Genomic DNA, 12,338 nt, shown 5'->3' with positions numbered 1-12,338 from the left:
GCTTCAATCGCTAAGCTCAACTCATGCTGTATCAAACTCCCCTTTTAAAAATTCATTCTTTGTCTGAAATCACTGGCTGCGATATTTACGGTAAGGCCGAATTCCTGAATGTCGGCGGAAGCGTGAAGGATCGCGCGGCCCACGGAATTATTGAACAGGCTGAACGCGATGGATTGTTAAAACCAGGTGGCACCATTGTCGAAGGGACCGCTGGGAATACCGGAATTGGTCTTGCCATTTTAGCCGCGCAACGTGGATATAAATGCGTGATCGTCATGCCGAACAACCAGGCGGCAGAGAAATATCAAACACTGAGCGCGCTGGGGGTTGAGCTGATCACGGTGGCCCCCTGCCCGTTTGCGGATCAAAATCACTTTTATCATACGGCTCGTCGTATCGCTGAAGAACGTGGGGCTTTTTGGGCGAATCAGTTTGAAAACACGGCGAACTTTCAAAGCCACTATAAGACCACCGGTCCTGAAATTTGGAACCAGACCGAAGGTAAAGTGAATGCCTTTGCAGCAGCAGCCGGAACTGGCGGAACCATCGCAGGAGTTTCTCGATTCTTGAAAGAGAAAAATCCCAATATCCACATTCGACTGGTGGACCCGATGGGATCGGGCTTGTATTCGTATCTGACGACGGGAGAAATTAAATCCACTGGTTCTTCGATCACCGAGGGAATCGGCATTATGCGCCTGACTGCGAACTTCAAAGAAGCTCAAATCGACGATGCGGTTCAGGTGAATGATGGAGAGATGATTTCGATGCTTTATCATCTGGCCCAGCATGATGGACTTCTGGTTGGAACCTCTGCCGCCCTGAATGTCTATGCCGCTTACAAGTATGCTTTGGCCAACAAAGGTAAAAATCTGGTTATTGCGACAGTGCTTTGTGACTCGGCTCTTCGCTATACCTCTAAGATTTTCAACGACACTTTCTTAAAGGAAAAGAATCTGATTCCTCAGAAAATAGAGTCTATCTGAGATCCTGTTTAGTATTAACGGGCTATTGCGTACTAGCGACCTTCGGAAGTTAGTGACTTTTGCTGCCAAAAGAAGGATTATGTTACGACTTAGCGTACAAAAGGACTTCCATTGGCGACAAAGAAAATTCCCAAGAAATATCAACCGAAAGGTTTTGAAATCCTGCATGAGGATCTGGATATTATTGTCGGCAATAAAGCTCCGGGTATTCTGACGGTCGCTGCCAAGTGGGAGCGGGAAAACACTGTTCACAATCTTTTGAACCAGTTCGTGCGTAAGGGAAATCCGCGATCCAATAAATGCGTCTATGTGATTCACCGTCTGGATCAGGCCACCTCTGGAGTCTTGGTTTTCGCCAAATCTGAAAAGGCCCAGCAGTTTATAAAAGACAACTGGAAAGACAATGTGAAAACCTATTACGCCATTGTCCATGGTGTGATGAAAAAGAAATCCGGAGTCATTCAAAGTTATCTGAGTGAAGATGAAGACTATGTGGTGCACTCAAGTTCGGACTCCAGCGAAGGCAAGCTTGCGATCACTGAGTACGAAGTGCTGAAGGAGACGGACAAGTTTTCTCTTCTGAAAATCAATCTTTTGACGGGAAAGAAAAACCAGATCCGTGTTCACCTCTCAGAAGAAGGGCATCCCATTGTAGGTGATCCCAAATATGGCCAGGGGAACACTTCGTATAAGAATCTCTGTTTACATTCTGCGGAATTGGAATTAACTCATCCTCACAGCAAGACACGCTTAAAATTTAAAGCAGCTGTACCAGCTTGTTCCGTTTCACTTAGTTTGACCGGGTTCGTTTCAGATACTTTGACCACCTGATTTTTGAGGGTTTATTGGTCTTTCTACTCGCTGTCAATATCGTTGAAAGTTATTCGTCCCTTCATGCGGTGACTGGGGCCTTCAAAAATGCAAATATGGGCATTCTCGAACATCCTGTCGATGGCAGCACTTGCCAGGATCGGATCGGTAAAAACTTGTGGCCATTCTTCAACGTCGCGGTTGCTGGTTAAGATCATAGCCGAATTGTGCTTGCGTCGATCAAATAAATCGAAGATCTCCTCACTCACGTCTCGTGGCATTGTTACGACGCCCCAGTCATCCAAGATCCATAGCTTTGATGTTAGAATTTGTTTGAATAAAACATCGAGCTTATTGTTCTCGCGCGCTTTACGGATCTTTGTCCCAAGTCTTTTTACACTCGTACAAAAAACACTGTGACCAGCCTGCGCAGCGCTCATCCCAAGAGCAATCGCAAGATGACTCTTGCCCGTGCCGGGACTTCCCAAAAACAATGCAATTTCGTTGTTCTCGATAAACTTTAAATCTTTCAGATCCTCGATTTTTTCGCGCGGGAGTTTTTTATTGAAATCCCAATTGAACTGCTCAAAGCTTCTTCGCTCTGGGAACTCCGCTTTCTTAATCCTTTTTTCTACGGCGTTATCTGCCCTTGCATCTAATTCCGTGGATAGAAGCTCACTGAGCCACTTAAGATCCTGGCTGCGTTTTCCTTTTTGAACTAAACCCTCGATCTCTGCGGATGCCGCGGGCATTCGTAACTGCTTTAACTGATCGCGTATCACATCTATTGTCATAACTGTCTTTCCTTTCAGTGGGCCTGGTTGCTATGAACCAGACGTAAATGGTTTTTATACTCACTCATGTCGCGCGCAAACTTACCTCCCACCGTCTGCGCGGATAAAACCTCCTCATGACGAGGAGCTTTGGGTTTTGGCTTTGCCATAATATTCAATAGTTGATGAACTGTTTTTAAATTTACCTGTGATAACTCCAGCGCTGAAAGGCAGGCCTTGTCGATGTCGGCATTGCTGTACTTCTTGTTCAGCGTCAGAAGACCCCATACGCTGCGTGTATCAACAAAACCTTCGCCTCGAGCCAAAATAATTCCTACAAAGCGCTCAACATTGACGCCGATAATTTTTGCTTGCTTCAGATAGTGACCATGATCTTGAAGAGTCTTCTCCCAAGACTCCTTGTAATGATCTTTACAGGCTTTACTTGTGAATTTATCTTGGATGCGCTCGTAAACTTCTAACAGTCGACCGTTGCAGTAGATACTTACTTGAACTGAATTACCAATCACCAAAGCTATTTCGCCTTTGAGTCTTGTGTCTACTCGGTAGTACTTGTTTGCAAAGCGAACATAACCATCAGACCTCACTGTTGAGCGAGTGATGGTTTCCACTTCGTAGCGTAATAAAGGAAGAGGCTTTAACAACGAGGCTTCATCGTTAAGAAACACATCCAAAGGTTTTTGTAGGTGAGTCCCGTGCTTTCTCTCATTGGCGATACTCATCTTTTTATTCATGTGTGACTGTGCGCCGCTCAGTGAATATTGGGACTTATCGTAGGATTCAAAAAGGCGACGCTTCATTGGAACCATTCGCTCCACTTTGCCTTTTTTCTCTGGAGAATAAGGCGGCAATGCCTCGACAACGAACCCGTAGTGCGAGGCCAGTCTTTCAAAGGCCGGGTTCAACGTCGGCTCGTGCTTTGATGCCTCATGAACAAAGACTTTGGGATTATCAGAAGTCACTTTACGAGGGACTCCGCCAAGTTCCTCAAACATGCTTATTAAAACTTCGGCAGTTGTTTCAAAGTCGAGTTTCTCTACAACTCGGGCCATCTCGTAACGAGAATGCCCAAGAACGCCAACGAAAATCCAAATTGTTTTTTTCTTTTTTGTGACAGGATCGACGACGTCAAAGAGCTTTCCCCAGTCCACCTGCAGACATTCCCCCGGTGAGTGAACAAGCTCCATCACATTGCGCGCAGGTGCGGATCGCATAAGTTTGTGGCGGTGAATGTAGCGGTAGAAGTTAGATCGCGGGACAGAGAGCGGAAGCTCTTCAAAAATACTTTGCGGACTCCAGCCAAGTTCAATGCGCTCCTTGATCCATTCGCGCTTGGGATCTAAGATGGCATCCGTTTCAATGGCCTTCTCGCTGCGACCATCGCGCAGCGGAAACAGCGCCTCTGGGTAAGGTGGGATTTCTTTTGAGGTTTTGCAGTAGATTTTCTTCTCTGGGTTTGCGACGGCTACATAGCCATGCTCTATCGCCTGGTCGCGGATTTTTATGACGTAACCTTTGCCTTTACCAGTTGATTTAGTCAGTGCGGTGAGTGAGTGTCCTTCGCGAAGGCCTTCGACGATTTTTCGGTCCACTGTGATTTTCTCCAAGTCCTTTTTTCTGAGTTTCCGCATGCGTATTCCTTGCTGTAGTCTGGTTGTTAAACCAGCAGCTTAGCGCATGGGATCAGATGGAGAAAATGTGCTGAAAACGTAAGCAATTGCCCGGTCAAATTAGGTGGGATTTACTTCCCCCAAAGCCGGTCCACTTACGTGGGATTTGCCCCCCTTGAAACCGGTCAAACTACGTGGGATTGGACATACCAGCTCATTTTAAATCTTTAATCAGTTACGACTACTGATGGAATTCTCGCAAATCTGTCCCGGCCTGAGACGAGTCTTCACTCGTACGTGGAACACTAATCGCCCTTTTAACGGATAAAAATCTGTAAAAAAAACCGTGATGTTCCGATAAGTCTTCATATGGTTAATGACGGTGATTCTATCCGGAACGTAACATGGCTTCTGCGCAAAGCATTTCTAGCTTTTGCCCTGCCTTTTTATCTGGGGCTGTCGGCTTGTACAATGCAAGTGGAACTGTCCGAGTCAGACTCATCCCTTCCTATTTTTACTGCCAAGCCTGTTACATTTACTTCTGATACGAATGCTGTTTTTGAATTCAAGGCCAACTCCTCAGCGCCGATTGCTTACAGATGCTCTTTGGATGAACAGGAGTGGTATGACTGCACCAGTCCTCAGGTTTTTTCCAGCCTAAGCTCGGGCCTGCATACTTTCAAAGTTCTGGCGACGGACACTAAAACCAATACTTCTCGCCAATCCGTGACAACTTGGACTGTGGATACAGACATTCCTGTTCTTACCGTCACCCAGACGCCGACATCTTTAAACAATTCCACTTCGGCGACGTTTAATTTCGAAGCCACAGATGCCACTTCCCAGATTGCGGGTTATCAATGTCAACACACCACGCTGGCTCAACCGACGGCACCGTTTACCAGCTGTGCCGCATTGGTTCCACTCGTGAGCCTTTCCGAAGATACACACACATACAAAATTAGAGCTGTGGACACGGCTGGAAATACCTCTGCCGAATACAGCTATACTTGGGTGGTGGACTTAACCGCGCCCACGGTGCAGTTGACAGCCAAACCCTCCGCTGCAACCACGGATACCACGGCCACCTTCAGCTTCACTCATACAGAAACTGGGGGCGCGGCCTTCGATTCTTACCAATGCAAATTGGACTCTGGAAGTTTTGCAGATTGCAGCAGTGCCATTTCCTTCAGTTCTCTTTCGCAAGGACCTCACAACTTCACTATTAAAGCCTCTGACACCGTCGGGAATGTTAGCATTCCGCTAGTTTATAACTGGATTGTGGATTCCGGCGTGGTGACTCTGGCTTCATTCACGATTGCCAATGGTGCCGCGACAATTGGTTTTGCTTATACGACGACTCAACTTGCCGCCTCTTCTTCTTTTGCGGCGATCACGGGAATGAGATTTTCAGAGCTGGCTAATTTTGCTGACGCGACCTGGGTGCCTTATGCTGCTGCAGGAACCGTTACCCTGAAGAATCCTGGCGGCACTAAGACCATTTATGCTCAAGTGCGCAATGCTGCGGGAACGGTCAGCAACAGTCTTTCAACAACAGTGACTTTGGATCTGGGAAATCCTCCATTGGTGTATCTGACTTCTCCGGTCGGTGGGCAAACTTATGCTCCGGCCAGTCCTGTGACTATTGCCTGGTCCTGCTCTCCGGGCGCGGGGCCTATTCAGTTGGCGACAAATCCGATCAAGTCTTTGCAATACACTGTCGATGATGGCGTGAGCTTCCATTTGATTGCCGAAAATCTTCCCAACAATCTCAGTGCGACCACGGGAAACTATTCGTGGGTGATGCCCGCAACGACTCCGACCGGGCAGACTGTTTCGTCGACCACTCCCCTGAAAATTCTGGTGACTTGTACATCTGAGGCTGGAGTTGTTACCAGTGCGATTTCCAATGCCGTGAACTCCAAGTGGTCAGTGCTGATTGGCGAGCCTGGGAATTTGAACAACGGTGTTCATATCAATGCTGCAGATTTAACCGCAAACACAGCCACGGGTCAGTATGGCATGTTCGCAGATTCACAGAATCGTTTGTACTTCACTAAATTTAACAGCATTTCGACCGTCAATCCTGAAACCGGATTGGTGTCCACCTGGATGGGGGACCCGTATTCGCAGACATGTGACTTCGCCAATGGAAAGTTCAACAGTCCGAGCATTCTCGACATTGATGAGTCCGATCAGATGTTGGTGTTTAGCCATATCTGTTCGGCGATGGCGCGCATCCGTATTTCTGATAAAACCATTCTTTGGAGCAAGCAGCTTCCGACACTGAAATACAACAGCGCCGTGCTGAATAAGGAACAAACGGCAGCCCTTCGTTATGTGAAAACAGGGCATTTGATTTATTTCTCGGACGAAGCCTTTTGGATGATTGATATCAACTCTGCGGGGAAAAATCCTGTTCTTCTTCTGGGAACTCCGGGACTTTGTGGCACTTTGGGAGCCGTGGATACGATGGCGGATGCCTCCCCGATTCCTTGCCCGACTTCGGATCTTTATTTGACACTGATGCGACCTGATTTGCAAAAGATCTGGATTCAGGTCAATGGTAAAACTATCGAGCTGCAACACCAGGGTGCTTATGGCAAATACAAAATCGCCAAAGACGCTATGACGGATAATTCGTGGGGCTCATTCTTTAATCGCTGCACACAGGTGGCCTCGCAGTCGGATAAAATCTACTGCCTGAGAACTCAGTATGAGGGCAACAAGCTTGCTTACTTTGATCTTTCCAGCGAAACATGGTCTGTGAGTTTCAACTTGGACAAGCACTATAAAAACATGTCCACTATCTATTATCTGGGGGCGGCCAAGGATTTTATTTATGCCTTCTCGTCCACCACCAACGAGCTGTTCAAAGTTGTGGATGATCAAGGGACCTTTGGGAATTCCTTGGTGGCGGGACAGCCTTTCTTCACTTTTGGTAACGGCACAGATCCTTCTAAAACTGCTTTCACACAGATTTCCAGCTTTAGCTACGAGCCCACCACCCAGTATCTTTATATTCGCGGTCCGCGCCACTTAAGACGTCTGCATGTGGATACGTCGACTCCGGGATCAGAAGCCATTGATAAGATTGCGACGGGTTTCCATGGCACTGCCGGAAACAGCTCGGCCTATGCCTCACTGACGGTGTCTTCGACGGGTATTGCGGCCTTCTCGCAGATTGCAGGGACTCCGGCCAATTTGTGGAGTTCATACAATATGACCACTTGGGATAGCAACACTTTGGAATACAGCCTTACTGTTGGACCTTATTACTACCAGGCCACTCCGGCCGCTTCGGACTACCCGGCTTCTAATGTGGGTTCATTCAATGCCTCTGGGACAAGTTACAATCTGCGTGCGACCCGCAAGCTGGGAACCTTCCTACCGAATGGGAAGCTCTATTTCTATGGATCTTCGGGGTTGTTGGATGAGACTGATCTGTGGATTTTTGAATCCGACAGTTCCACCGGAAAAATCAAGCCTGTGGCCGGAGGCACGGGGCCTGCGAACTATGTCGGCACAGATCATGGTCAGGCTTCGTGGGGCGCTTACTTGAGTGACATCTATGGCATGCAAGCCAATGCCGATGGAGATCTGCTGGTCTTTGATGGCTGGCGACTGCGTAAGATCACGGTGGCTACGGAAGCTGCGGATCCTAAGATTTATGATCTGGTGAACTTCCTGACTTTACCGGGCAAGCCGAACATCACCAAGTGGACTCACGCTGTGCATGACAAGACCACGGGATGGAGCTACTTTGTGACCGCCAACAGTACGACCTTAGGTCAAACAGCTCAGGTGTGGGCGGCTCATCCCAATCAAGGCTTCGTGGAGATTTCCACGCAAGGTTGGGTGCTTCCTTCTGAGCTTCTCACCTATCGATCGATTAATTTGGAAGTGACTCCTCTCGGGTTGTTGTTGCTGGATACGAGTAAAAAGCGGGTCTTGCGGACGGAACTGTTGGCTACGCCGCTATAGCTGACTCTCGGTTGCGACTGATCAAGCGGGTATATCCGAAGCCGGAGGCACTTCCTCATCCCCCTCGACCAGACTCGATAAAGCCTTTACCAAATCATGTATTCCCACCGCCTGGTGACTCATCTGATCAGAAAAAGCCGAGACCTCTTCTGCGGCCGAGGCATTTTGTTGGGTGGCCGAATCAAGCTCATTAATGGCTTTGCTGATTTGACTGAGCCCCATCGCCTGCTCTTCGCTGGCATGAGCAATCTCCGTATTTATCTGCGAGACATTTCCGATAGTCGCAAGAATCTTAGTCAGGACTCCGCCGCTGGAGTCGGCTCTTGCTGTTCCTTCCCCCACCTTTACGGCACTGTCTTGAATAAGCCCGGCGACATCTTTAGCGGCGACAGCACTTCTTTGCGCCAGAGAGCGAACAGCCTCCGCGACAACCGCAAAGCCTTTCCCCTGCTCTCCGGCACGAGCGGCTTCCACCGCCGCATTGAGAGCCAGAAGGTTTGTCTGAAATGCGATATCATCAATGACGTTAATGATCTCTTCGATTCGTTTGGAGCTTTGCGCGATTTCACTCATTGCCGCCATCAATAGTTCAATCTCCGTCTTTCCACTCTCAGCCACCCGTCGTCCTTCTTTGGACAATTCCGCAGCATGCTTGGCTCGCTGAGAGTTCTGGGTGACAATACTATTTAGTTCTTCCATCGAAGCCACCACTTCTTCCAACGAGCTGGCGGATTCCACGGCGCCGCTGGCGACTTGCTGACTGGCCGATGTCAACTGCTGACTTCCAGATGAAATGGTTTCAGCCGACTCTGCCAAACTGCCCACCGTCTGTTGCAATGCCTTGGTAAGACTGCGAATCATGATCACAGCAAGAATCACAACCGCAACCAAAAGCACCATGATAACCGCTAAAGTAAACCCAAAAGAGCGGAGCATCTGCGTATGCAGCGTCTGAATTTGACTATCAACCTGATGAACCTCAAATTTCACAATGCTTCCCAGTGAGTTCAAGGCCTTGGTTATCATTTGGTAAAACTTCTGAGGGTCTTCATTATAGTTCCCTTCTGTCGCTTTATTTACAACCTTGGCATAAAGTTCCTGCACTAAACCCCACTCTGCAGACTGCTTAAAGGCATGCAGTTGCTCCTTGGCCTTTGGGGAAATCATCATGGCTGGTGAGTCGAGATTGACATGAATCCCTGAGCGCAAGCTTTCTAACTGTGAAACTTGCTGAGCGGAAAGAGATCGATTGGAGGATAGAACATTCAACATACCGGCACGCAGCCGTCCTCCGTATTCCTTACCCATCTCTAACATCGCCAAACTAAGAAGACTCATTTCCATACCATTCAGAGTTTCATCTGAAGCAACCAGAATATCCGTCTGAATAAGTTGAGCAATCAGGTTCGTGATTTGCCGGGTCGCCTCTGGTGGCTCTATCGACTTTGAGCGCACTTGGTCTCTGAACTTCGCGAGATCCATTTGAACGTCTGCAAAAATGCGGGCTGCTGTGCTTTCAACTTGAACCTTCTGAAGTTGGCTGGCGACAGCATTCCACTTGTCGAGAACACGTTGATGCTGCTCTTCCAACTGAGACACCGTGATTTTTCCGCCCAGATAAAGCGCCGTTTGCGCCCGCTCAATCTGAATCTCGTGAATAAGGTCTGAATTGACCTCGATAAATTTTCCATTTTCAACCAACTCGTTGGCCTGCCTGAGAATGCGCCAATCCCCCAAAAGATATAAAGCTCCGTAAATGCAAGAGGTCACTAACGGCAACCCCACCAAACCAATAATTTTCCACTTCAAACTTAAGCGCATACAACCTCTGGCAGAGTAGATCTGCTCCGATAAATGCGTAGACCCGAGAGCTTCTATTCACCGATGCTAGGATCCCCCTATTTTTGACACAATCTTAACAGCGACAAATTCGTACCTTGGTCTCACTACAATAGAGGGAAAGGATGATGGGGATCATGTGGAGATTTTTATTCTGAGTTGTGCAAGCAGAGTGTAGCTATAGGTCCAAGAAGAAGTTGTTCCCAAAAAGCGGAAAAAGCAGAGTTTTCAGTATTACGTAGCTCATTTTAGCTTCGGGAACTCCCGCAGGTCCCATTAGCTACGCTGGCGCTTTAGAGAACTACAGAAAAAATACAGACTGGTGGATCATCTTTGATTCCTTCGACCTTCCATATTCTATTGGCTCGGCCCTATGGATTTCTGGGAGAACTGGATTGACTGTCGATACAGTCACAGAAGCTCTTGAAGGCCTTATTGTCCTGGGACTGCTAAAGCGGACCAATAAGGGCTTCGAGAAGGCTAAAGAGACCTTGGTTTTGCCAGATTCCAATCAGTCAAAAGCAAAACGCATGGAAGACCACGCGTTAATATCCCGACAGGTACTAAATCACCTCAATGAAACCGCACGTGGCGCATTAAGATTTGCATCATTCGCGTCAAACATTCAGATTGTTGCTGAAATGTACGAGAAAATTAACCAAGCTATTTTTGAAGCAGATGAGAAGTCGAAAGCGCTCTCCAGAGATCAAATTGACAATATCTATCTTGCAAGCTTCACAGCCGTTACCGCAACCCAGTCCCACGATGGGAAAGGAGCAACAAATGCTTAAACTAACAACACTGATCTTCTCTACTTTATTTGCTTCAGCTACCTTTGCTAGCACCCACGGCGGCGGCGTTCTTATGAAAAACTTCTCTGCTCGTCCAAGCTATGACCTCTTCGGCGGCACTGGTGGTGGTGGAGTTTTGAAAACCCTGAAATCGTATTCCACATGGGACAGAAAGATGGGCTTGTGAAGTTTGCTTACGGCCATCTTGAAGGCAACCAATGGCAAGTTCAGAAAGTTCAAATATCTGAACTGGATTTGATCCCAAACGCTAATGTTGTCGAGGCACTTAAACAATCGCTACAAGATAACAACTGGGCCCAGATCAAGTAATCCCTTGAAAAAGGCTGATCGTAAAGTCATTAATGAAATCAAAGAGACGTTAATAGAGATTCCACTCACCAAAAACCCTCGCCAACGCAGCCAAGGTTAATCTATGGACAGAGTATTCCCCAAAGCTCCTACAATTAAACCCGAAGTCTTATCCCAGCTTCTTCACTCCGTAACTAATCTGTACCGCCTTGCCCCTTGGAAATGGATGACCGATGAAGAACTTTTCGGAGTCGAGATACCCGAGACTAAAGAAATCTATTTCGTTTGCATAATGGGCAATGCCCAGCAGACGTATGGGATCTGCATTTATCGTGGATTTGACGGGTTCAGATTTTATAACCGTCTGTTAAGTCAGATTGATGACTTTGATGATCCTGAGTTCCGACTTCGTCAACATTCACTCCTTGTTGAGTTTACTGAAAAGAAAGTCATGCAGCCTGAGGACCTGACAGTATTTGAAAGCTGCAAGTACAAACCTGCATCTAACAAAGCCTGGCCATTCATCCGAAGCATTAAGCCCGGATGCCCGCCTTGGTTCATCAACGAAAATGAAGCCGCTGGTCTTGTCACAGCCATCGAAGTCATTCCTCAGATGCTTGAAAACGTCATGGATGATCCTGACTTTGCCTTCGGAGAGTCAGGTCAGACGGTTCCAGTTTTTGTTAAGAAAGCGCGTGGATGGAAAATCGAATGGATGGGGCCTAGGAAACTCGGGAACCGCGAAGGCTTTGATCCTGAGGGTGATTCCGCGCGAATCAATGAACTACTTCTAAAGAAGGTACAACAAAAAAATCTTGAGATCGTAAACTCTGTTTGGGAGGTCACTCAGTTCTATTTACCATCCCCTGTCGCCGCAAACGATCGGCCTTTCTATCCAAAGATGCTTGCCATTGTGGAACGAGGAACCGGGTTTGCCGTCGGCGTTGAGATGATTTCGCCAGAACAAGATCCAATGCTTGCGATGAAAGATCTGCTTATGCAAAAGATGTTAGAGCATGAATATATTCCGGCGGGCATCACCATGGACGACTATTGGCTTAAGATGAATCTGGATCCCATGGCGATTAAGTTGGATGTTATGACGTTTGTTTCGGAGCTGGAGAGTATGCCGGAGTTTAAGGAGCATATTTTTGGCAAAAGTGGTGCTCTGTAACCAAACTCTCAGTTTCTGAGAAAAATTCAGGTCCCACCTTG

The 12,338-nt window shown here is 47.6% G+C and carries 9 protein-coding genes; 6 read left to right on the top strand and 3 right to left on the bottom strand.

Annotation, left to right across the window (positions count from 1 at the left end; translation table 11 throughout):
* Positions 1-23 precede the first annotated feature (23 nt).
* Together ACZ5ZV_RS08475 and ACZ5ZV_RS08470 are read left to right on the top strand one after the other, a co-directional pair.
* Positions 24-986, top strand: coding sequence for a cysteine synthase A (locus ACZ5ZV_RS08475; protein WP_464120966.1), 963 nt, complete (start codon positions 24-26; stop codon positions 984-986).
* 111 nt (positions 987-1,097) lie between these two features.
* Positions 1,098-1,817: an RluA family pseudouridine synthase gene (locus ACZ5ZV_RS08470; protein ID WP_464120965.1), complete on the top strand. Its 720-nt coding sequence runs from the start codon at positions 1,098-1,100 to the stop codon at positions 1,815-1,817.
* Between the two features lie 23 nt (positions 1,818-1,840).
* On the opposite strand, the gene istB is transcribed toward ACZ5ZV_RS08470, so the two are convergent.
* Both istB and istA read right to left on the bottom strand, forming a co-directional pair.
* Positions 1,841-2,590 carry an IS21-like element helper ATPase IstB gene (gene istB, locus ACZ5ZV_RS08465; protein WP_464117240.1) on the bottom strand — a complete coding sequence of 250 codons (750 nt, stop codon included), beginning with the start codon at positions 2,588-2,590 and terminating at the stop codon, positions 1,841-1,843.
* 14 nt (positions 2,591-2,604) lie between these two features.
* On the bottom strand, positions 2,605-4,221 hold the full coding sequence (gene istA, locus ACZ5ZV_RS08460; RefSeq protein ID WP_464117241.1) for an IS21 family transposase: 1,617 nt from the start codon (positions 4,219-4,221) through the stop codon (positions 2,605-2,607).
* A 348-nt stretch (positions 4,222-4,569) separates the two neighbouring features.
* Here istA and ACZ5ZV_RS08455 point away from each other — a divergent pair, with 348 nt between their 5' ends.
* Entirely contained in the window at positions 4,570-8,184 is a 3,615-nt protein-coding gene (locus ACZ5ZV_RS08455; protein WP_464120964.1) for a hemagglutinin, read from the top strand.
* Positions 8,185-8,205: 21 nt separating this feature from the next.
* Here the strand turns inward: ACZ5ZV_RS08455 and ACZ5ZV_RS08450 are convergent, their stop codons facing one another.
* Entirely contained in the window at positions 8,206-10,005 is a 1,800-nt protein-coding gene (locus tag ACZ5ZV_RS08450) for a methyl-accepting chemotaxis protein (protein WP_464120962.1), read from the bottom strand.
* Between the two features lie 413 nt (positions 10,006-10,418).
* Between ACZ5ZV_RS08450 and ACZ5ZV_RS08445 the strand changes: the two genes are divergently transcribed.
* The 3 genes from ACZ5ZV_RS08445 to ACZ5ZV_RS08435 all read left to right on the top strand — a co-directional run bounded on the left by ACZ5ZV_RS08445 (position 10,419) and on the right by ACZ5ZV_RS08435 (position 12,297).
* Positions 10,419-10,814, top strand: a complete 396-nt coding sequence (locus tag ACZ5ZV_RS08445; protein ID WP_464120960.1) for a hypothetical protein — start codon at positions 10,419-10,421, stop codon at positions 10,812-10,814.
* Positions 10,807-11,001 carry a hypothetical protein gene (locus ACZ5ZV_RS08440; RefSeq protein ID WP_464120959.1) on the top strand — a complete coding sequence of 65 codons (195 nt, stop codon included), beginning with the start codon at positions 10,807-10,809 and terminating at the stop codon, positions 10,999-11,001. The genes ACZ5ZV_RS08445 and ACZ5ZV_RS08440 overlap by 8 nt, the downstream gene beginning before the upstream one ends.
* A 246-nt stretch (positions 11,002-11,247) precedes the next feature.
* Positions 11,248-12,297: a DUF7309 domain-containing protein gene (locus ACZ5ZV_RS08435; protein ID WP_464120958.1), complete on the top strand. Its 1,050-nt coding sequence runs from the start codon at positions 11,248-11,250 to the stop codon at positions 12,295-12,297.
* Positions 12,298-12,338: the final 41 nt, after the last annotated feature.

The sequence above is a fragment of the Bdellovibrio sp. HAGR004 genome (assembly GCF_055397015.1).
Note: the sequence above shows the minus strand (reverse complement) of the source record. Positions and strands in the feature narration are given on the sequence as shown.

Coding starts and splice junctions, on each gene's coding strand:
- ACZ5ZV_RS08435 (WP_464120958.1), top strand. CDS start 11,248: ATGGACAGAGTATTCCCCAAAGCTCCTACAATTAAACCCGAAGTCTTA.
- ACZ5ZV_RS08475 (WP_464120966.1), top strand. CDS start 24: ATGCTGTATCAAACTCCCCTTTTAAAAATTCATTCTTTGTCTGAAATC.
- istB (WP_464117240.1), bottom strand. CDS start 2,590: ATGACAATAGATGTGATACGCGATCAGTTAAAGCAGTTACGAATGCCC.
- ACZ5ZV_RS08450 (WP_464120962.1), bottom strand. CDS start 10,005: ATGCGCTTAAGTTTGAAGTGGAAAATTATTGGTTTGGTGGGGTTGCCG.
- ACZ5ZV_RS08440 (WP_464120959.1), top strand. CDS start 10,807: ATGCTTAAACTAACAACACTGATCTTCTCTACTTTATTTGCTTCAGCT.
- istA (WP_464117241.1), bottom strand. CDS start 4,221: ATGCGGAAACTCAGAAAAAAGGACTTGGAGAAAATCACAGTGGACCGA.
- ACZ5ZV_RS08455 (WP_464120964.1), top strand. CDS start 4,570: ATGGTTAATGACGGTGATTCTATCCGGAACGTAACATGGCTTCTGCGC.